The organism is Klebsiella sp. CN_Kp091, from assembly GCF_040065095.1.
Classification (GTDB): Bacteria; Pseudomonadota; Gammaproteobacteria; order Enterobacterales; family Enterobacteriaceae; genus Klebsiella; species Klebsiella aerogenes.
Window position 1 is genome coordinate 111,715 of sequence record NZ_JBEAIO010000042.1, and the last position, 21,229, is coordinate 132,943.

The 21,229-nt window shown below is 55.2% G+C and carries 18 protein-coding genes; 10 read left to right on the top strand and 8 right to left on the bottom strand.

Annotated elements, in window-relative coordinates; genetic code table 11:
- Positions 1 to 54 precede the first annotated feature (54 nt).
- On the top strand, positions 55 to 870 hold the full coding sequence (locus tag ABLV17_RS17375) for a Cof-type HAD-IIB family hydrolase (protein ID WP_015367562.1): 816 nt from the start codon (positions 55 to 57) through the stop codon (positions 868 to 870).
- A 139-nt stretch (positions 871 to 1,009) separates the two neighbouring features.
- Positions 1,010 to 2,275, top strand: a complete 1,266-nt coding sequence (locus tag ABLV17_RS17380; protein ID WP_113374839.1) for a DUF1479 domain-containing protein — start codon at positions 1,010 to 1,012, stop codon at positions 2,273 to 2,275.
- On the opposite strand, the gene ABLV17_RS17385 is transcribed toward ABLV17_RS17380, so the two are convergent.
- On the bottom strand, positions 2,272 to 3,345 hold the full coding sequence (locus tag ABLV17_RS17385; RefSeq protein WP_308957818.1) for a LacI family DNA-binding transcriptional regulator: 1,074 nt from the start codon (positions 3,343 to 3,345) through the stop codon (positions 2,272 to 2,274). The two genes, ABLV17_RS17380 and ABLV17_RS17385, sit on opposite strands and share 4 nt — an antisense overlap.
- Before the next feature lie 296 nt (positions 3,346 to 3,641).
- Here ABLV17_RS17385 and ABLV17_RS17390 point away from each other — a divergent pair, with 296 nt between their 5' ends.
- The gene (locus ABLV17_RS17390) at positions 3,642 to 4,943 is read left to right on the top strand and encodes an MFS transporter (protein ID WP_045374148.1); all 1,302 of its coding nucleotides are present in this window, start codon (positions 3,642 to 3,644) and stop codon (positions 4,941 to 4,943) included.
- A gap of 15 nt (positions 4,944 to 4,958) precedes the next feature.
- Entirely contained in the window at positions 4,959 to 7,322 is a 2,364-nt protein-coding gene (locus ABLV17_RS17395) for a glycoside hydrolase family 31 protein (protein ID WP_308957819.1), read from the top strand.
- A 133-nt stretch (positions 7,323 to 7,455) separates the two neighbouring features.
- On the opposite strand, the gene ABLV17_RS17400 is transcribed toward ABLV17_RS17395, so the two are convergent.
- Positions 7,456 to 9,048 carry an ABC-F family ATPase gene (locus ABLV17_RS17400; protein ID WP_015367567.1) on the bottom strand — a complete coding sequence of 531 codons (1,593 nt, stop codon included), beginning with the start codon at positions 9,046 to 9,048 and terminating at the stop codon, positions 7,456 to 7,458.
- Positions 9,049 to 9,227: 179 nt separating this feature from the next.
- On the opposite strand from ABLV17_RS17400, the gene ABLV17_RS17405 reads away from it, so the two are divergent.
- Positions 9,228 to 10,010 carry a tyrosine-protein phosphatase gene (locus ABLV17_RS17405; protein ID WP_047049100.1) on the top strand — a complete coding sequence of 261 codons (783 nt, stop codon included), beginning with the start codon at positions 9,228 to 9,230 and terminating at the stop codon, positions 10,008 to 10,010.
- 198 nt (positions 10,011 to 10,208) lie between these two features.
- A complete protein-coding gene (ldtB, locus tag ABLV17_RS17410) occupies positions 10,209 to 11,123 on the top strand; it encodes a L,D-transpeptidase (protein ID WP_015367569.1) in 915 nt (304 codons plus the stop codon).
- Between the two features lie 92 nt (positions 11,124 to 11,215).
- On the opposite strand, the gene ABLV17_RS17415 is transcribed toward ldtB, so the two are convergent.
- The 5 genes from ABLV17_RS17415 to mntR form a co-directional block, all read right to left on the bottom strand.
- The gene (locus ABLV17_RS17415) at positions 11,216 to 11,932 is read right to left on the bottom strand and encodes a GntR family transcriptional regulator (RefSeq protein ID WP_087860015.1); all 717 of its coding nucleotides are present in this window, start codon (positions 11,930 to 11,932) and stop codon (positions 11,216 to 11,218) included.
- A gap of 60 nt (positions 11,933 to 11,992) precedes the next feature.
- Entirely contained in the window at positions 11,993 to 13,369 is a 1,377-nt protein-coding gene (locus ABLV17_RS17420) for a glycoside hydrolase family 1 protein (protein ID WP_308957820.1), read from the bottom strand.
- Between the two features lie 156 nt (positions 13,370 to 13,525).
- A complete protein-coding gene (locus ABLV17_RS17425; RefSeq protein WP_113373914.1) occupies positions 13,526 to 14,566 on the bottom strand; it encodes an aldo/keto reductase in 1,041 nt (346 codons plus the stop codon).
- A gap of 107 nt (positions 14,567 to 14,673) precedes the next feature.
- Entirely contained in the window at positions 14,674 to 15,786 is a 1,113-nt protein-coding gene (locus tag ABLV17_RS17430) for an anion transporter (RefSeq protein WP_087860018.1), read from the bottom strand.
- On the bottom strand, positions 15,783 to 16,250 hold the full coding sequence (gene mntR, locus ABLV17_RS17435; RefSeq protein ID WP_113373913.1) for a manganese-binding transcriptional regulator MntR: 468 nt from the start codon (positions 16,248 to 16,250) through the stop codon (positions 15,783 to 15,785). The genes ABLV17_RS17430 and mntR overlap by 4 nt, the downstream gene beginning before the upstream one ends.
- A gap of 186 nt (positions 16,251 to 16,436) precedes the next feature.
- On the opposite strand from mntR, the gene mntS reads away from it, so the two are divergent.
- Both mntS and ABLV17_RS17445 read left to right on the top strand, forming a co-directional pair.
- Positions 16,437 to 16,562, top strand: coding sequence for a manganase accumulation protein MntS (gene mntS, locus ABLV17_RS17440; RefSeq protein ID WP_015367575.1), 126 nt, complete (start codon positions 16,437 to 16,439; stop codon positions 16,560 to 16,562).
- 268 nt (positions 16,563 to 16,830) lie between these two features.
- Positions 16,831 to 18,408 (top strand): phosphoethanolamine transferase, encoded by a 1,578-nt coding sequence (locus ABLV17_RS17445; RefSeq protein WP_087860020.1) that lies wholly within the window; start codon positions 16,831 to 16,833, stop codon positions 18,406 to 18,408.
- Positions 18,409 to 18,477: 69 nt separating this feature from the next.
- On the opposite strand, the gene ompX is transcribed toward ABLV17_RS17445, so the two are convergent.
- Positions 18,478 to 18,993, bottom strand: coding sequence for an outer membrane protein OmpX (ompX, locus tag ABLV17_RS17450; RefSeq protein WP_015367577.1), 516 nt, complete (start codon positions 18,991 to 18,993; stop codon positions 18,478 to 18,480).
- A 352-nt stretch (positions 18,994 to 19,345) separates the two neighbouring features.
- Here ompX and rhtA point away from each other — a divergent pair, with 352 nt between their 5' ends.
- Both rhtA and dps read left to right on the top strand, forming a co-directional pair.
- Positions 19,346 to 20,233 carry a threonine/homoserine exporter RhtA gene (gene rhtA / locus ABLV17_RS17455; RefSeq protein ID WP_087860021.1) on the top strand — a complete coding sequence of 296 codons (888 nt, stop codon included), beginning with the start codon at positions 19,346 to 19,348 and terminating at the stop codon, positions 20,231 to 20,233.
- Positions 20,234 to 20,471: 238 nt separating this feature from the next.
- The gene (gene dps, locus ABLV17_RS17460; protein WP_087860022.1) at positions 20,472 to 20,975 is read left to right on the top strand and encodes a DNA starvation/stationary phase protection protein Dps; all 504 of its coding nucleotides are present in this window, start codon (positions 20,472 to 20,474) and stop codon (positions 20,973 to 20,975) included.
- The last annotated feature ends 254 nt before the right edge of the window (positions 20,976 to 21,229 follow it).

Below are 21,229 nucleotides of genomic sequence, written 5' to 3' on the forward strand. Positions count from 1 at the left end.
CATCACATTGTAATTAGAATGTTACTGGTCGAAGTTAAGCCAGGAGCACCTCTTATGACCGTTAAAGTTATCGTCACCGATATGGACGGAACTTTTCTCAATGACGCCAAGCAGTATGACCGCCCGCGTTTCCTCGCGCAGTTTGCGCAGCTTAAACAGCAAGGTATTGAATTTGTTGTCGCCAGCGGCAACCAGTACTATCAGCTGATCTCATTTTTCCCGGAAATCCGCGAGCAGATTTCATTCGTCGCAGAAAACGGCGCTCTGGTTTACGAGCATGGCAAACAGGTGTTCCACGGCGAACTGACCCGTCACGAGTCGCAGGTAGTCATTGGCGAACTGCTGAAAGATCCGCAGCTCAACTTCGTCGCCTGCGGCCTGCAAAGCGCATACGTTAGTGATAAAGCCCCGGACGCCTTTGTTGAGCTGATGTCGAAGCACTACCATCGTCTGCAGCGGGTAAGCGATTACCATCGCATCGACGATACGCTATTCAAATTCTCCCTCAACTTGCCGGATAGCGATATTCCACAGCTTATTGATAAACTGCACGTCTCGCTGGACGGGATCATGAAGCCGGTCACCAGCGGCTTTGGCTTTGTCGATTTGATTATCCCCGGCCTGCATAAAGCCAACGGCATCAGCCGCCTGCTCAAACGCTGGAACCTTTCGCCGCAGCAGTGCGTAGCAATTGGCGACAGCGGCAATGACGCCGAAATGTTAAAACTGGTGAAATATGCTTTTGCTATGGCCAACGCTGCCGACAGCATCAAAGCCATCGCCGGTTTCACCACCGATGACAATAACCACGACGGCGCGTTGAAGGTGATTCAGGCCGTTCTCGATAAGACCTCCCCTTTCAACGACTGATCCTGTGCCGGGGTATCCGCCCCGGCTTTTCCATTTTGTGCGCCGCTGCATGATTTTAAACTTGCATTAACTCTAATTTAACTTAAATTAACGTTTGTAAGATCTATTACTTTCGAATGAAAGATACAGCGAGGTGATTATGGCTGCTCTCCCTACCCACGAAACATTACCTGCCGACCACAAAGCGGCGATTCGCCAGATGAAACAGGCGCTACGGGCGCAAATCGGCGATGTCCAGGCGGTATTCGATAGACTCTCGGCGCGCATCAGCGAGCGCCTGGACGAGATTAATGCCCTGAAAGCCGCAGGTCAGGAAGTCTGGCCGGTAATCCCGTTTAGCGATATCGCCCAGGGTAAAGTGAGCGAGGCGCAGCGTGAGGCGATTAAGCGCCGCGGTTGCGCGGTTATCAAAGGCCACTACCCGCGCGAACAGGCGCTGGCCTGGGATAACGCGATGCTGGAATACCTGGATCTGAACCATTTCGACGACGTTTACAAAGGGCCTGGCGACAGCTTCTTCGGCTCGCTGGAGGCTTCGCGCCCGGAGATCTATCCGATCTACTGGTCGCCCTCGCAAATGCAGGCGCGCCAAAGCGATGAAATGGCGGCGGTACAATCCTTCCTTAACCGACTGTGGCGCTTTGAACAGGACGGCAAACGCTGGTTCGATCCGGATGTCAGCGTGATTTACCCTGACCGCATCCGCCGCCGCCCGCCGGGAACCACGTCAAAGGGGCTGGGCGCGCATACCGATTCCGGGGCGCTGGAGCGCTGGTTGCTTCCCGCCTATCAGCAGGTTTTCGCCAACGTCTTTAATGGCAATATCGACGCCTACGATCCGTGGGACGCGGCACACCGTACCGAAGTGGAAGAGTACACCGTCGATAACACCACCAAATGTTCGGTGTTCCGCACCTTCCAGGGCTGGACGGCGCTGTCGGACATGATCCCCGGTCAAGGGCTACTGCACGTGGTGCCGATCCCGGAGGCGATGGCTTACGTTCTGCTGCGCCCGCTGCTGGATGATGTGCCGGAAGATGAACTGTGCGGCGTCGCGCCGGGCAAGGTGCTGCCGATCTCTGAGCAATGGCATCCATTGCTTATCAAAGCGTTAAGCTCGATTCCAGCGCTGAACGCCGGTGATTCCGTCTGGTGGCACTGCGATGTCATTCACTCGGTCGCGCCGGTGGAAAATCAACAGGGCTGGGGCAACGTCATGTACATCCCGGCCGCGCCGATGTGCGAGAAGAATCTCGCCTACGCGCAGAAGGTAAAAATCGCGCTGGAAAAAGGCGCGTCTCCAGGGGATTTCCCGCGCGAGGATTATGAATGCGACTGGCAGGCGCGCTTCACCGTTGCCGATCTTAACGATCACGGCAAACGCGCATTGGGCATGAAGATCTAATCATCATACAGACCTTGCTGTTCTACGGCGGTATGGCTCTTGCCTGGCCGGATCCGCCGCACCGAATCGCGTACCACCAGGGCGCCGTGCAGCAGTAGCGAACCGTGCGGCGCTTCCGGGCGCAGCAGACGCTGCTGGAGAAGATGCACCGCCTCGCTGCCGAGATCATCCCGCGGCACATGAATCGCCGTCAGCGGCACGTCCTGAATCGCCGCCAAATTAAAACCGTCGATACTCATCACCGAGACATCCTGCGGCACCCGCAGGCCTCGTTTTTGCAGCGCGCTGACGGTACCGGCGGCCATAAAATCGCCGCCCACCAGAAACGCCGTCGGCATCGGGCGCCCCTGTAGAGCGTCGAGCCAGGCCCCGACCTGTTCTTCCGTTTCTCTGGCGCTAAAATTAGCGACGCTAATCAGGTCGCGGCTACCGGTAAATCGCAGGTTGCGCGCGCGCCACGCCTCCTTGATACCCACCAGCCGTAGCTCCATGGTATAGCGGCGCAAGCACATCACGTTCATTACCGCCTGATGGCCCATATCAAACAGATAACGAGCGGCGCACTGGCCAATCAGCCGATGGTCAGGCGCAATGGAAGGAAGCCGCATCCCCTCATCCCGGCAATTGATTAATACACAAGGTTTGCCAAGATCCGCCGCCAGCGCGTGGATATGCCGATCGTCGATACCCAGCAATACCGCCGCCTGGGTGTCGGTCTCGTTCATGCGGGCCAGAAACAGATTGGCGTCGCTGTCGTTTTCTTCCAGCGCGCAATAACGCAGACGCACTTCATGCGGCGCCAGCGCGTTATTAATACTCTGGATGACGCGGTAGTAGAAAATATCTGAACGTTCGTCGAAGGCCCGCTGTGGCGCAAAAATCAGCAGGTTGTTGAGCAGTAGCCGCCCGGCGGCCAATCCCTGCATCACCCCAAGTTCACGGGCGCAGGCCAATACCGCCTGACGGGCCTTTTCGCTGGTATTCGCTTTTCCGGCTAACACACGCGAAACCGTACTGGCCGACAGCCCGGTGCGGGCGGCAATTTCCGCGACTCGCAGCTTTTTGTCCATTCTGTGATCCAGCTCCAATTCAAAAATGAAAGAATTTTCATAGTCGCCAAACCCTGACCAACAAGCAAATACTCCGCCAAATTATGAGAACTACGTCATCTCATGAAAAATTTTGCATAAATAGCGCTACTGCCTGCCGACTTTCTCCCTTATTTTGAATTGGTCCAATATCTTCCATACTAGTTATACCAATAGATATTGAAATAAAAACAAATAATTCAAATGGTTAGAACTATTACGTGACGACCCAGCGCCTGGATCGTCACTTCCCCCTACAACGTCTTGTGGAGAGTTCTATGAGTCAAGGCCTCAACAATGATATGGCAGTCAGCAAAACGCGCCGGGTAGTGAAAAACCTGCGCTGGTGGGTGCTGGTACTGTTTTTACTTGGCGTCACCGTCAACTACATCACACGTAACTCGCTGGGGATTATCGCCCCGGAACTGAAAGCCACACTCGGTATTACCACCGAGCAATATTCGTGGATCGTCGGCGCATTTCAGCTGGCTTATACCATCTTCCAACCGCTGTGCGGCTGGCTTATCGACGTCATCGGGCTCAAGCTGGGCTTTATGGTTTGCGCCACGCTGTGGGCGGTAGCCTGTATCGCGCACGCCGGCGCCGGCAGTTGGCTACATCTGGCTATTTTGCGCTTCTTTATGGGCGGCGCGGAGGCGGCCGCCACCCCGGCTAACGCTAAAACCATCGGCGAGTGGTTCCCGAAATCCGAACGGCCGATTGCCGCCGGCTGGGCTGGCGTCGGCTTTTCTATCGGCGCGATGCTGGCGCCGCCTATCATCTACTTCGCCCACGCCTCCTTCGGCTGGCAGGGCGCGTTTATGTTTACCGGCGTGCTGGCGCTGCTGTGGGTGGTGCTGTGGTGGGCGTTCTACCAGAGCCCGGAAAAACACCCGAATCTCAGCCAAAGCGAGCTGGAGTACATCAAGCAGGATAACGAAGCGCCGCCGGTGAAGCTGCCCTTTTTTACCGCGCTAAAAACCGTCTCGAAAAACAAACGTTTCTACGGTATCGCCATCCCCGCTTTTATGGCCGAACCCGCCTGGGCGGTGCTGAGCTTCTGGGTGCCGCTGTACCTGGCGAAAGAGCACGGTATGGATCTTAAACAGATAGCGATGTTCGCCTGGCTGCCGTTCCTCGCCGCCGACCTTGGCAGCGTGGTCAGCGGCTACCTCACCCGCCTGTACGTCCGTTGGTTCGGCTGTACGCGAGTCAACTCGGTCATCGCCAGTTCCGTTACCGGCGCGTTTCTGATGATCTCGCTGGCGCTGGTCGCCATTACCCGCGATCCCTATATCACCATCATCCTGATCTCCATTGGCGGTTTCGGCCACCAGATCATCTCCTGCATGCTCAGCGCGCTGGTGGTGGAGTCTTTCGACAAGGGACAAATGGCGACGGTCAACGGTATGCGCGGTTCCGCGGCGTGGATCGCCAGCTTCCTGTTCTCATTATTAATCGGGGTGACCGCCGACAAAATCGGCTTCAACCCGCTGTTTATCGCCATGGGGTTCTTTGACCTGATTGGCGCCGTTTTCCTGGTGGCATTTATTGCTGAACGTCGCGCCAAGCGCGCCTGAGAGTGGATGTAAAATATGAAGACGTTGAAACACTGGAGTTTGCACCAACAGCTGGAGCATCACGTTGAACTGACCGTTGATGGTCAGCACACTTTGTGTCTGTACGTGCTGGAAGAGAATTTATTCCGCGTCCTGCTGAAGCGCCAGGGCCAACTGGCGCTGGATCGCACCTGGAGTATCGCCCCGCAGCAGGATGTGCCGTGGGAAGGCCGCGCGCGGGATGACCTCAGCGGTTTTAGCCTCCCGGCCTGGCAGATGACCAAAGAAGATGACGCACTGACCATCGCCACCCGCCAGCTGCGCGTCACCGTCCACCAGCCGCTATGGCTGGAGTGGAGCTATCGCGACGACGCCGGTGAGTGGCAGACGCTCGCCAATGACCGCCCAACCAGCGCCTATCTGGCAAATGCCCACGGGGATGGCGTCGCCCATTATCTCAGCCGCCGTAAAGATGAGCGTTTCTATGGTTTGGGTGAAAAGGCCGGCGACCTGCAGCGTAACGGTAAACGCTACGAAATGCGTAACCTCGATGCCATGGGCTACAACGCCGTCAGCACAGACCCGCTGTATAAACATATTCCGTTTACCATCGCGCAGCGCAGCGATATCAGCTACGGCCTGTTCTACGACAACCTGAGTAGCTGCTGGCTGGATCTGGGTAATGAAATCGACAACTACCACACCGCCTATCGCCGCTGGCAGGCGGAAGCCGGCGACATCGATTATTACCTGTTTACCGGTAAGCAGGTGCTGGATGTGACCAAGGCGTTCGTCCGTCTGACCGGTAAAACCCTCTTTGGGCCAAAATGGAGCCTCGGCTACAGCGGTTCGACGATGCACTATACCGACGCGCCGGATGCGCAAAATCAGCTGATGAATTTTATCCGCCTGTGCGAGCAGCATGCGATCCCCTGTGATTCGTTCCAGCTCTCTTCCGGCTATACCTCAATCAACGGCAAGCGCTACGTCTTTAACTGGAACTACGACAAGGTGCCGCAGCCAAAAGTGATGAGCCAGTCGTTCCACGATGCCGGGCTGAAACTGGCTGCCAATATCAAACCGTGCCTGCTGCAGGATCACCCGCGCTATGGCGAAGTGGCGGAACGCGGCCTCTTTATTCGCGATTCGCAAACCGATGCTCCCGAACGTTCCAGCTTCTGGGACGATGAAGGTTCGCATCTCGACTTCACCAACCCGCACACCGTGGCCTGGTGGCAAGAAGGCGTAACCACCCAGCTACTGGAGATGGGTATCGATTCGACCTGGAATGATAATAACGAGTATGAGGTATGGGACGGCGAAGCGCGTTGCTACGGCTTTGGCCGCGAAATCGCCATTAAGCATATTCGCCCGGTGATGCCGCTATTAATGATGCGCGCCTCGCTGGAAGCGCAGCAGCGTTTTGCGCCGCAAAAGCGCCCGTATCTGATCTCCCGCTCCGGCTGTGCCGGGATGCAGCGCTACGTACAGACCTGGAGCGGCGACAACCGCACCAACTGGGATACGCTGCGCTATAACACCCGTATGGGATTAGGGATGAGTCTTTCCGGGCTGTTTAACGTCGGCCATGACGTCGGCGGATTCTCCGGCGATAAACCCGAGCCAGAACTGTTCGTTCGCTGGGTGCAAAACGGCGTGATGCATCCGCGCTTTACCATTCACTCGTGGAATGACGACCAGACGGTCAATGAACCCTGGATGTACCCGGAAATCACCCCGGCGATCCGCTCTGCCATCGAGCTGCGCTACCGTCTGCTGCCCTATTTGTACACCCTGTTATGGCAGGCGCATGCCGATGACGAACCCATGTTGCGCCCGACCTTCCTCGATCACCAGCACGATACCCAGACCTTCGCCGAGTGTGATGACTTCATGCTGGGGCGCGATCTGCTGGTGGCAAGCGTAGTCGAGCCCGGCGCCCGTCAGCGCCAGCTGTGGCTGCCCGATAATCAGGACGGCTGGTACGATTTTTACAGCCACCAGTGGTTCGCCGGTGGTCAGTGGGTGACGCTGGACGCGCCGCTGGAAAAACTGCCGCTGCTGGTCCGCGCCGGCGCCGGTCTGCCGCTCAGTGAACGTATCAACCACGTCGATGCGCAAAAAGACGATCGTCGCGAACTGCAGTTGTTCCCGCTGAAAGGTACCGGCTCAACCCGCGGTCTGCTGTTTGAAGACGACGGCGAAAGCTGGGGCTATAGAGAAGGGGATGCGCTATGGCTGGAGTGGGAAATGACCTGCAGCGCCACTAGTGTAAACCTGAATATTAACGCTCGCGGCAACTATCGCCCGGCGTGGAAAGCGCTGAAGCTGTTATTACCAGCGGGAGAAAAACGCCAACTGCTGGTGAATGGCGTCGAAGGGCCCGAGTGGAGACTCTGACCAAGTCCCGCTGAAACCGCCGGTATTGGTGGTCTCGAAATCCCCGGTGGCGCTACCGCTTACCGGGGCTACAGCACTATGCTGTTTGGTAGCCCGGGTAAGGCGTAGCCGCCACCCGGGTAACGGAGAGGGATTACTCGATACCTTTACTGCGCAGGTAATCTTCGTAGTTGCCGCTGAAATCGATTACGCGTTCTGGGGTGATCTCCAGTACGCGAGTCGCCAGCGAGCTAACGAACTCACGGTCGTGAGAAACGAAAATCAGGGTGCCCTGATACATCTCCAGCGCCATGTTCAGCGATTCGATCGATTCCATATCCAGGTGGTTAGTCGGTTCATCCATCACCAGGATGTTCGGTTTCTGCATCATCAGCTTACCGAACAGCATGCGTCCTTTCTCGCCGCCGGAGAGGACTTTCGCCGGCTTTTTAATATCGTCCTGGCTAAACAACAGACGACCAAGGATACTGCGTACCGCCTGCTCGTCATCGCCTTCCTGTTTCCACTGGCTCATCCAGTCAAAGACCGTCAGGTCGTTCTCGAAATCTTCGGCATGATCCTGAGCGTAGTAGCCGATACGGGCGTTTTCGGACCACTTGACGGTCCCGTTATCCGCTTCCAGTTCGCCGACCAGCGTTTTCAGCATCGTTGATTTACCGACGCCGTTGGTCCCCAGTACCGCCAGCTTTTCGCCAACTTCCAGCAGCAGATTAACCCCTTTGAACAGCGGGCCGTTATCAAAGCCTTTCGCCAACGCTTCCACTTCCAGCGCGTTACGGAACAGTTTCTTATCCTGTTCGAAGCGAATGAACGGGTTCTGACGGCTGGAGGCTTTCACTTCATCCAGCTTAATTTTATCAATCTGACGGGCACGGGAAGTCGCCTGACGCGATTTTGAAGCGTTGGCGCTAAAACGGCTAACAAAGGCCTGCAGGTCGGCAATTTGCGCTTTCTTCTTGGCGTTATCGGCCAGCAGACGCTCACGCGCCTGGGTCGCCGCGGTCATATACTCGTCATAGTTACCCGGATATACGCGCAGTTCGCCGTAATCGAGATCCGCCATATGAGTGCAGACCATGTTCAGGAAGTGACGGTCGTGCGAAATGATAATCATGGTGCTGTCACGTTCGTTCAGCACCTGCTCCAGCCAGCGAATGGTATCGATGTCGAGGTTGTTCGTCGGTTCATCGAGCAGCAGGATATCCGGATTGGAGAACAGCGCCTGCGCCAGCAGGACACGCAGTTTCCACCCCGGCGCGACTTCGCTCATTGGGCCGTAATGTTGCTCCACCGGAATACCGACGCCGAGCAGCAGTTCACCGGCGCGCGCTTCGGCGGAATAGCCGTCCATCTCGCCGTATTTTACTTCCAGGTCGGCCACTTTATAGCCGTCTTCCTCGCTCATTTCCGGCAGCGCGTAGATGCGATCGCGCTCTTGCTTCACTTCCCACAGCTCGCCGTGGCCCATGATAACCGTATCCAGCACGGTGAACTCTTCGAAGGCGAACTGATCCTGGCGCAGCTTACCGATACGCTCGTTTGGGTCGAGCGAAACGTTGCCCAGCGTCGGCTCAAGATCGCCGCCGAGGATCTTCATAAACGTGGATTTGCCGCTGCCGTTGGCGCCAATCAGGCCGTAGCGGTTGCCGCCGCCAAATTTGACGGAGATGTTTTCAAACAGCGGCTTACTGCCAAACTGCATGGTGACGTTGCTGGATACTAGCACGAGGATATCCTGAAAATAGAGAATTAGGGATGTGATGAACCAGACATTATGCCAGCAAATGGTTCACTTTTCACGGGCTGCGGTAAAAAGCCCGCCAATAACTATGCTATGGTCAGGGTTTTACCGCAAAATGACCGATTGCTAAGACATAATAATTATCCGCAATTCAGAGGGAATTTATGACCACCCGCACCAGCCATCCTGCATTTATCTCGCTTCAAGGCGGCATTAACTTTCGCGACCTCGGCGGTCAACGCGCGGCCGATGGCCGGCGCGTACGTTCTGGCAAACTGCTGCGCTCAGGCTCGCTGCACAACATGACGCCGGAGGATCTCAATCATCTCAGCGCCATTCCGCTGAGCCGGGTACTGGATTATCGCGATCCGACGGAGGTCAATCGCAGCCCTGACCGGCTAAATAGCGAAGCCTTCTACCTCAACGCTCCGGCTAATCCGCTTTCCAGCAGCGTCAATGCGAAAGTCACCGAGTTTAACGCCGCGACCCTCAACACCATGGACGGCGAGCAGTTTATGCTACAGCTCTACCGCCAGTTGCCGTTTGATAACGCCGCCTATCGCCAGTTGACTCAGTGGTTGATGGAACCTTTCGACGGCGCTCTGCTGCAGCACTGCGCCGTCGGTAAAGACCGTACCGGCGTCGGCTGCGCCCTGACGCTGTTCGCGCTTGGCTGCGATAGCAATACGGTCATGGAAGAGTATCTGCTGACCCAGGGGATGCTGGCGCAGGTCGAAGGATTCCTGCTCGATACCTTCGGCGAAGGCCTTAACGATAATGGGCGTAAAAATCTCGCCGCCATCATGACCGTCCAGGAGTCGTATCTGGCGACCGCGTTGTCCAGCATTGAACAGCGTTACGGTCATGTCGACCGCTGGCTGGAACAGGAATATCGCCTGACGCCGCAGGCGCGCGAAGCGTTACAGTCGCGGCTGCTGGAAGATTAATCCACGTTTCGATAACCAGACGATTCGCCGTGAAAGCGGCGCGTTGCGCACTACACTAGTAGCAACAGGAAAAAATTGTGATTTCGTACACATCTGATTTACCTGTTTATCGGAAAGCACATATAATGCGCTCCCATCTACTATCTGAATATCTAACAAGGCCCGTGTGGCGTTGACACCGCGCACGACATGAAGAATATGAAATTATCGACACTCTTAGCGGCAGCCTTCGCCATCGTGGGCTTTTGCAACACAGCTTCAGCTGTTACCTATCCTCTGCCGACCGACGGCAGTCGTCTGATTGGCCAGAACCAGGTCATTACTATTCCAGACGATAATAAACAGCCGTTGGAATATTTCGCTGCCAAATATCAGATGGGTCTGTCCAACATGCTGGAAGCGAACCCGGGCGTGGATACCTACCTGCCGAAAGGCGGTACCGTGCTGAATATTCCGCAACAGCTGATTCTGCCGGACACCGTGCATGAAGGCATCGTTATCAACAGCGCCGAGATGCGTCTGTACTACTACCCGAAAGGCACTAATACCGTCATCGTACTGCCGATCGGTATCGGCCAGTTGGGCAAAGATACGCCGATCAACTGGACGACAAAAGTTGAGCGTAAGAAAGCGGGCCCGACCTGGACCCCGACGGCGAAAATGCACGCCGAATACGCCGCGGAAGGTAACCCGCTGCCGGCAGTCGTGCCAGCAGGCCCGGATAACCCGATGGGCCTGTACGCCCTGTATATCGGTCGTCTGTATGCCATCCACGGTACCAACGCCAACTTTGGTATCGGCCTGCGCGTGAGCCATGGCTGCGTGCGTCTGCGTAACGAAGACATCAAATTCCTGTTTGAGAACGTGCCGGTCGGCACCCGCGTGCAGTTTATCGATGAGCCGGTGAAAGCCACCACCGAACCGGATGGCAGCCGCTACGTCGAAGTACATAACCCGCTGTCGACCACCGAAGCGCAGTTCAAAGGCGGCGAAATCGTGCCTATCAGCCTGACTCAGGCCGTGCAGTCGGTGACCAGCCAGCCTGACGTTGACCAGAGCGTAATGGATCAGGCGATCCAGAACCGTTCAGGGATGCCGGTGCGCCTGAACTAAGTTCAGCAACCACATGAAAACGGCGGGCCTGGTGCCCGCCGTTTTTTTATCTGCATCTGCTAAGCGCAGCGCCAGCAGGGTAAATCTTCCGGCTAGCCGTTATTGACCAGAATGACCCCGCCATGATCGTAGCGGTAGCGGCAGTGCGCGTACTCCAGCGGCGTACCGTCTTCCAGATAAATCACCTGCTCAACCTCCAGCACCGGGTCGGTCGGCTCGCAGTTAAGATGTAATTTATCCAGCTCATCCGGCTTCATCGCCCGCACCACCCGATACGACCCCATCAGCTTCAGCCCCAGCGTCTCCTGCACATAACGAAACACCGAACTCTGCAGATGGCTTTTATTGAGTCCCGGCACCAGCGCTACCGGCATCACCGTTAAATCCAGCGAAACCGGCTCGCCGTTAAGCAACCGCAGGCGGACGAAGTCATACACCGGCGCATCGGCGTCGATCAGCAGCGAACTCTGCTCCTTCTCGCTGGGAAAACGCAGCTCAAAGCGCACGACTACGCTTTGCACTTCGCCAAGATGCTCCCAGGTTTTGGTGGCGCCGAAATAGTCGCTGCCGGGCAGTTCCCACTGCGATAGCTGGAGGAAATTTTTCCGCACAAAGGTGCCCTGCCCTTTGCGGGTGTAGATAAGCCCCTCGACAATCAGCTGACGCATCGCCTGCTGGATCGTCATCCGACTGGTATTGAACTCTGCCGCCAGCGCAAACTGGTCGGGTAACGGCGCGCTGGCAGGATACTGCTGGCTGATGATCCGCTTTTTTATTTCCCGCGCGATATTAAGATACTTCGCCGTCATTCTCCGATCCTTTACTATTTTGTGAAGGGCTGGCGGGCGGCATACACCGCCCGCGTGCCGTTACATCTCTTCGCCATTACTGTGAATCACCCGCTTCAGCCACGCGTAGCTTTTCTTCGGCACCCGCTTCAGATCCTTAAGATCGTGGTTTTCACGATTGACGTACACCACGCCGTAGCGTTTACGCATGTCGCCCTGCGAGCTAAGGATATCGATTAATCCCCAGCCGAGATAGCCTATCACCTGCGCCCCGTCTTCAAACATTGCCGCTTTCATGGCGTCAATGTGATCGCGGTGATAGGCAATACGATAATCATCAGCGACCGGATTTTCGCCATCCCAGGATTCAATTACCCCGATACCGTTTTCAATCGGGAAGACCGGCAGCCGCCAGTCGTTGTAATAGCGGGTAATGATCATGCGGAATCCCAGCGGATCGATCTGCCAGTTCCATTCCGTCGCCTTCAGGTATGGATTGTCCTGATTACCGAAGAGCATGTAGTTATTCACCGCCGTGCCCGACGGAATCGCATCGCTATTGAGCGCGCGGCTGGCGTAGTAGCTGAATGCCAGATAGTCGACCTTCACCCTCGCCATCAGCGCGATATCTTCAGGGCGATAGATATCATCAAAACCTTCACGGGCGACAAAATGCATCACCTCCGGACTATAGCCCTCGCCCGCGTACGCGCGCAGCAGGTTCTGGTTTAAAAACTCGTCCAGTTGCTGGGCGCACAGAATATCGCGCGGCTTACAGGTTGCCGGATAGACCAGCGCATGGGCCAGCATTCCGCCCATTAGACACTGTGGTTTGGCCTGATGCAGATAGTCGGTGAGATGAACGTGCGCCATCATCACGTGGTGCTGAATTTGGTAAAGCTCGCGCAGCGTTTTATCGCCACGCAGATAACCGGTGATCAGAAAAGCCTCCGGCGAATGGTAAAGATTCTGTTCGTTGAAGGTCAGCCAGTACTTCACCTTATCGCCGTAGCAGTCGATCATCTTCTGGCCATAGCGGATAAAGGCGTCCATTACCCGGCGGTCGGTAAAACCGTTGTAGCGCTCCGCCAGCGACAAGGGCATATCGAAGTGATAGAGGCAGATCATTGGTTCAATACCGCGGGCAATGAGCTCATCAATAAACTGATGGTAGAACGCAATCCCCTCTTCATTGAACTCGCCATCTCCCTGCGGGCACACGCGGCTCCAGGCTATCTGGAAGCGATAGCAGTTCATGCCCAGATCCTGCATTAAATCAAAATCTTCGCGGAAGCGATGGTAGGAGTCGGTCGCTACCTTCCAGTCCGAGGCGAACTCCGACGGTTCACGGATATCGTATACCGACATCCCCTTCCCCCCCTCATTCCACGCCCCTTCGGTCTGCATGCTGGAGACCGAATTACCCCATAAAAAATTGGCCGGTAGTTTGTCTTTCATGGTTCGCCTCTGTATATGACTAGTCATTTAAATGTTATGACTAGTCATATACAAAAAAACCGCCGCCGAAGCAAAAGCAGGATCGTTTTCTGTGAGCCATACAAACAAAAAAGATCGCCGCAAGCGGCGATCTTTATAAGCACGGAAAAAACGGCGTTACTGCGCGTCAAGCTGCTTACGGCGATATTCCCCCTGGCGCTCCAGCATCCAACCCGGATACTCGCGCGGCAGCGCGCTGACCGCGTCAAGCTGGCGTAACTCATCTTCACTCAGGCGAATAGCGGTGGCGGCAATGTTATCCTGCAACTGTTCGGCCCGTTTGGCGCCAATAATAACGCTGGTGACCGCCGGCTGATGCAGCAGCCACGCCAGCGCAATCTGCGCCACCGAGACCCCTTTCGCTTCGGCTATCGCCTGCATGACGTCAATGCAGTCAAAGGCGCGATCTTTATTCACCGGCGGGAAGTCGAACTCCAGGCGACGACCGCCCGCTTCCGCCTGGCCATCGCGACGATATTTACCGCTCAGCAGACCGCCCGCCAGCGGGCTCCAGACCATCAGGCCGAGACCTTCGCTTTGCATCATCGGCACCAGTTCGCGCTCCAGGTCACGCCCGGCAATCGTGTAGTAAGCCTGCAGAGAAGCAAAGCGCGAGAGCCCAAGGCGTTCCGCGATGCCCAGCGCTTTGGCGATTTGCCAGGCCGCCCAGTTAGAAACGCCGATGTAGCGCACGTGCCCCTGCTGCACCAGGGTATCCAGCGCCGACAGCGTCTCTTCGATAGGCGTCGCCGGATCGAAACCGTGTAATTGGTAGAGATCGATATGATCGAGCTGCAGGCGGCGCAGGCTCTCTTTCACGCTGCCCATAATGTGGTAGCGGGAGCTGCCGCGCGAGTTCACCCCAGCGGTGCCGGTTTCGCCGAACACTTTGGTCGCCACCACCACGTTTTCACGCGGTATCTTCAGGTTCTTTAACGCCTGGCCGGTTATCTCCTCCGAGCGTCCTTCTGAATAAACGTTGGCGGTATCGATGAAGTTGATGCCCGCATCCAGCGCGCTGCCCACCAGCTGTTCGGCTTCCGCCTGGCGCAGCTGGCCGATTTTTCCCCACATCCCCTCTTCGCCGCCGAAGGTCATGGTGCCAAGGCACAGCTCAGAGACAAACAGGCCGGTATTTCCCAGTTTTTGATAACGCATAGCAGTGTCCTCATTCGGATGATTAACGTCAGCCAGATAGTTATAGCCCGAGCGTCGTCATCGCGAATGGGGTGTTCCTGCCCGTTTCTTGCCCAATCCTCTGAAAATCAGCGCCACAGCGCGAGCAAGGCATAACCGGTGAGTGCCGCCCAGATCAGCAGCGGAATGGAATAAAGATGAAAGCGCCACCAGATCCGGCGGTCGCCGGCCATCCGCAACGCAATCAGATTCGCCAGCGACCCGGGCAGTAGCCCAAAGCCGCCGACGTTCACCGCCCACGCTAACAGCATCGTTGGCGGTACGTAATTAAGCAGCAAAATAGTCGATGGCACGTTGCTGATAAACTGCGACAGTCCGATTGCCGTCAGCCACAGCCCGCCGGAAGAGAGCTGGCCGACGCCGTTCAGCCACTGCTGCAGTACCGGCAGCTGCGTCAGCAGGTGAACGTCGATAAACATCGCCATAAACACCAGCAGCAGCGACCAGTCGACGTTGATAATCACCGCTCGCGCCAGCAACAGGAACCCGACGGCAATGAGCGCCAGTCCCCAGAGTTCCTGCTTCATCTCCAGCGCCGCCAGAAAGATAAGGTAGAAAGCGAGGCAGCTCCACACCAGCTTAGGCCGCCACTCCGGCGCTTTGTCGCTACTTTGATAATTGAGCCGAGCGGCGGGGAAACAGAACCAACACAGCACCAACAGCGTGATCATCATCGCCGCCGCCAGCGGCAGCATCTGGCCGATAAAGGCAAGAAACGATAGCCCGGAGCGCCCCCACAGTAAGATATTCTGCGGATTGCCGATGGGCGTTAATAAAGAGCCGGCATTAACCGCCAGCGCTTCAAAAATAATCAGCCGGTTCACCGGGATGGCGCACCATTTTTTCAGCGTCAACGTGAGGGGGACGACGATGAACAGCGCGACGTCGTTGGTCAAAAAAGTGGAAAGCAGCGCGGCAGCCAACACCATAAAGATGGCCAGCTGGCGTTCGGTGACGAAACGGCGCGCCATTTTACGCCCCAGTACATCAAAATAACCGCTCAGTTCAATCCCTTTTGTCAGCAGCATCAGCCCGCTGAGCGTGATGATAGTGTGCCAGTCGATAGCCTGCCCCCAGCGCCGAGGCGCGAAAGGAACGAACAGGCTAAGAATAATGGCGATAAGCAATAAAAGATGCAGGAAACGATCGCGAGCTAGCGACTGCACAAAGGGGAGATTCATTCCGCGTGTAATCTCTGGGTAAACAGCTTAAATTGCGCCAGCGTCTCTTCGCTGACGTGGTGCTCCATTCCTTCCGCATCGCGGCGGGCAATCTCCGCGCTCACGCCAATCGCCAGCAGAAAGTTTTCCACAATCTGATGACGCTCGCGGCTTTCATGGGCCAGCTTTTCCCCTTCCGGGGTTAAGAAGATCCCGCGCCAGGGGATCTGTTCGATCAAGCCGACGCTCGCCAGACGTTTAAGCATTTTCGCCACCGTCGGTTGCGAAACGCCAAGACGCGCAGCCATATCCACCTGGCGCGCTTCGCCCACTTCGTTGATCAGATCGGAGATCAGCTCCACATAGTCATCAATCAGCTCGCGACGATGCGCTTCGCGCACCTGACGGAACCCCTCTACGTGTTCTTCGACATTAACCAGCTGCGTCACTTTTTTAGTTATGGGCTTACCTGCGCGACGGTTCATTGTGCTTCCTCGTTGGTGTGACGCGTCAAGCATCATATAAAAGGATCCACATTGTAATGGATTGCGCCCGTAGCACAAAAAATTAACGTTTTAGCCATAGCTATAAAATATAGCCTGTGCTATATCTGTATGTAATGCAAACAGCCATCACGGATTTGACGGCGCGAAAACGCAGGAGGAATAACCATGAACGAATTCAAGAGGTGCTTAAACGTGTTTAGCCATTCACCCTTTAAAGTACGCTTAATGCTGATCGGCATGCTGTGCGACATGATCAACGGCAAACCGCAGCAGGACAAACCTAACCACTAACGCGGCGTCGCGGTACGCCGCTTCATTTTTTTGTCATTTTCCCCCGTTAACCTACCCGGTTTCCTCGCCTTTCAGCGCTTTTTTCAAGTTTTGTAAGCTTTCTCGCAAAACAATCTGTTATGAACAGTTGACCTTACCATTCGCAGGCCCTATCGTTTGTCAGCCCTGCCACTACTGCGGCTCGCAGAGACCCTCTTCACGCACTGTCCAGCAGGTTTTACCCCCTTGATGCCAGGGGACGAACATGGCGTCTTGTTGATTACGAATTATGAATGTCACTCTGAAAGAAACGCTGGCCGCCCGCAGGCTGGCCCTGAACCCGTGGACAGGATTCTACTTTTTACAGTCGCTGTTGATTAATCTGGCGCTTGGGTATGAATTTAGCTTGCTCTATACCGTTGCGTTTACCTGCGTACTCCATCTGCTGTGGCGCACCTTCCCGCGGGTACAAAAAGGCGTTGTTGGCCTCTATTCCCTGCTGGCCGCAATGTACTATCCCTTCGGCCAGGCTTACGGCGCGCCGAACTTCAATACGCTACTGGCGCTGCACGCGACCAACGTTGAAGAATCGACGGAAATACTCACTATTTTTCCGTGGTACAACTATTTGCTGGCGGTATTTATCTTCGCCCTCGGCGTCATTGCCATACGGCGGAAACCGCAGCCGCCCACGCGCCTTGGCAAAGTGGAATATCTGGGGCTGCTGTTTAGCATCGGTATCTTCTTTCTACAGCCAGTGCAGAATCTGGCCTGGGGCGGCGTCTTTAAAGTCATTGATAGCGGTTATCCCGCCGTGCGCTTCGTAAAAGACGTGATCGTTAATAACAATGAAGTGCTGGATGAACAGGCGCGGATGGCGCAGTTAGCGAACATGAAAGATAGCTGGCACGTGCTGGCGGTGAAGCCTAAGTACCATCTCTATGTTGTGGTGATTGGCGAAAGCGCGCGCCGCGATGCGCTTGGCGCTTTCGGCGGCCACTGGGACAACACGCCGTTCGCCAGCTCGGTTAACGGCTATCTGTTTAAAAACTACGTGGCCGCCAGCGGCTCCACGCAGAAGTCGCTGGGCCTGACCCTCAACCGGGTGGTTGACGGCAAACCCCAGTATCAGGATAACTTCGTCACCCTCGCCAACCGCGCAGGCTTCCAGACCTGGTGGTTCTCCAATCAGGGACAAATTGGTGAATACGATACCGCCATCGCCAGCATCGCCAAACGCGCCGATGAAGTGCAGTTCCTGAAAAACGGAGATTTTGAAGCCAATAAAAATACTCAGGATGAACAACTGCTGAAACTGACCGAGCAGGTCTTATCAGTCGAGCGCAGCCAGCCGCAGCTGATCGTATTACATATTATGGGCTCGCACCCGCAGGCCTGTGACCGCACAAAAGGCAAGTACACCACCTTTGTGCAGTCAAAGGAGACCTCGTGCTATCTCTACAGCGTGACGCAAACCGACGCGCTGTTGGCAAAGCTCTACGGCCAGCTACAGAATTCCGGCAGCTCTTTCTCGCTCACCTATTTTTCCGACCACGGTCTGGCGTTTAAAGAACGCGGTAAAGCAGTGCAGTATCTCGCCCATGATGACAAATATCAGCAGAACTTCCAGGTACCGTTTATGGTGCTCTCCAGCGACGATAAAGCGCATAAGATGATTAAAGCCCGCCGCTCGGCGAATGATTTCCTCAGCTTCTTCTCGCAGTGGACCGGGATTAGCGCGCAGGAAATTACCCCGCGCTACCGCTTTATCTCGGAACAGAAAGCCGGACCGGTGTATATCACCAATTTCCAGTTACAGAAAGTGGACTACAACCATCTGGGCAGCGACGAGTTTACCGTCAACTAAACGGTATCGCCGAATCACAAGCAAAAAAAATCCGCCCCTTGAGGCGGATTTTTTATATCACCGAAGTGATTAGAAGCGGTAACCTACGCCAGCAATCCAGGTGCCGACGTCAACGTTACGAATGCGAGACTGCTCGTAGGAGAAGTCCAGGGCAACGTTTTCGATCGGGTTGAACTGCATACCAGCGCCGTAAGAGAAACCGTAGTCGCTCATGTCGGATTTCTGGTTCGGGAAGTTGTTGTTCTGGAACTTACCGTAGCCAACACCGATTACGCCGTAGATGCTCGCCCAGTCGTTCAGACGGTAAGCCGGACCAGCGGTGATGCCGTAGTACTGACCTTTGTTGTAAGTACCGTTGCTGGTGTTGTCTTTTTCGGTGTAGGTGAAGGAACCGATAACGCCCAGCGGGTTGTTATCTTGCTCGTAACGGTACTTAAGGTTGAAACCGCCTGCTTTGTTAGCTTTACCCTGCATGTCGCTCTGAGCGTAACCACCGGTAACGGTAGAAGTTGCAGCGAAAGCAGTAGTACCTACGGATGCAGCCAGAACAACGGCCAGTGCTGAAAGACGTGCAATTTTATTCATAACCACCTCAAATGTGTTTCTAATAAGTCCTAAGTCTTAAATATATCAAAAACTTTTGGGAAACTCTTTTGACTTTACATTGTCTAACATACTTTTTCATGTAAGCAAAAGTTTCCACGATTTCGTAACAATCTGGAAATCAAACACTTTTCGCGCAAAAAGTGATTAACGTTTACCAGCCGTAAGCGCTGCGCATCCAGATTATTCTTAGTCGCGAAGGCATTCCCCTACGCATTTTACGCCATTGTACTGTTTTTCCACCCTCTTTTTTCAACAATCGCTAAACCGTTAAGCGGTTATTCCAGTACACTGGAACCTTTACCTCTTTTGACAAACCCTGACAGGAGAAAGGATGCCCGGCTCGTCCCGTAAAGTTCCGGCGTGGTTGCCGATACTGGTTATTTTGATCGCCATGGTCTCCATTCAGAGCGGCGCATCGCTGGCGAAATCGCTCTTCCCGTTGATTGGCGCACCGGGCGTCACCGCTCTGCGCCTGACGCTCGGCACTTTAATTTTAGTCGTTATTTTTAAGCCGTGGCGACTGCGCTTTGCCCCGCAGCAGCGGCTGCCGCTGTTCTTTTACGGCGTAGCGTTAGGGGCGATGAACTATCTCTTCTATTTATCGCTGCAGCGAATACCGCTCGGCGTCGCGGTCGCGCTGGAGTTTACCGGGCCGCTGGCGGTGGCGCTCTTCGGTTCACGCCGTCCGCTTGATTTCGTCTGGGTGGCGCTGGCGGTGCTCGGGCTGTGGTTCCTGCTGCCGCTTGGGCAAAACGTAGGGCAAGTAGATTTAGTCGGCGCGCTATTCGCGCTCGGCGCCGGCGCATTCTGGGCGGTCTATATTCTTACCGGCCAGCGCGCGGGTGAAGAACATGGCCCGGCGACGGTGGCCATGGGCTCGCTCATCGCGGCGGTGATTTTTGTGCCCATCGGCATCGTCCAGGCCAGCGATACGCTACTGCAATGGTCGCTGCTGCCGCTGGGGCTTGGCATCGCCATTCTCTCTACCGCGCTGCCCTACTCGCTGGAAATGATTGCCCTGACGCGGATGCCCACCCGCACCTTCGGCACGCTGATGAGCATGGAGCCGGCGCTGGCAGCGCTCTCAGGAATGGTGTTCCTCGGCGAGACGCTGACGCTGACGCAAACTCTGGCGCTAGGGGCGATTATCATCGCCTCAATGGGGTCGACGCTGACCATGCAGCGGCAAAGCAAAATTGAGAAAGTCGATATAAATTAAGATTTTGTTACCACACTGGCTCGCGGTCTTAGCGAGCCAGCCACTTACTTCTAATTATATGATTTAACAAAACTTTTTAAATAGCCAACAACTTAGCGCTATCGGACTGATATGGACAGCCGATGCCTCATACCCGATATCCCTTGCTATAATTATTCCCGAAGTCATTTGGGACAAACGCTCTACATAATTCAAATTTGAAGTATGACGAGTATCAATATCAAGAGGATATGAAACTATGAGTACCGCAAAACTGGTTAAAACTAAAGCGTCTAACCTGCTCTATACCCGTAACGATGTCTCAGACAACGAGAAGAAGGCTACCGTTGAGCTGCTGAATCGCCAGGTGATCCAGTTCATTGACCTGTCGCTGATTACCAAGCAGGCCCACTGGAATATGCGCGGTGCCAACTTTATTGCCGTTCATGAAATGCTGGATGGTTTCCGCACTGCACTCACCGATCACCTTGATACGATGGCTGAACGTGCCGTTCAACTGGGCGGCGTTGCTCTGGGCACCACTCAGGTCATCAACAGCAAAAGCCCGCTGAAAAGCTACCCGCTGGATATTCACACCGTTCAGGAACATCTGAAAGAGCTGGCCGACCGTTATGCCATCGTGGCCAATGATGTGCGTAAAGCTATCAGCGAAGCGAAAGATGAAGACACCGCCGATATCTTTACCGCGGCTTCCCGCGACCTGGATAAATTCCTGTGGTTCATCGAAGCGAATATCGAATAAACGTCCGTCGCCGTCAGCGCCCGCTGGCGGCTATTTCCATCCCCCCCCTACAACCGCTTAACTCGCCCTCTTTTGGTGCACCACCTTGTACACAATACGTACTAAAGTAAAACAATTGTAATAATCACCTCACACAATCGTTACAGCAAGATTGTTTTCCCATCAGGGTTTGCGTTAAAAATGCTCTGGTTATTCGCTACGTTTATATTGCACCAAAATGACGCCCCATCACGGTGCATTTACCGTATTGGATA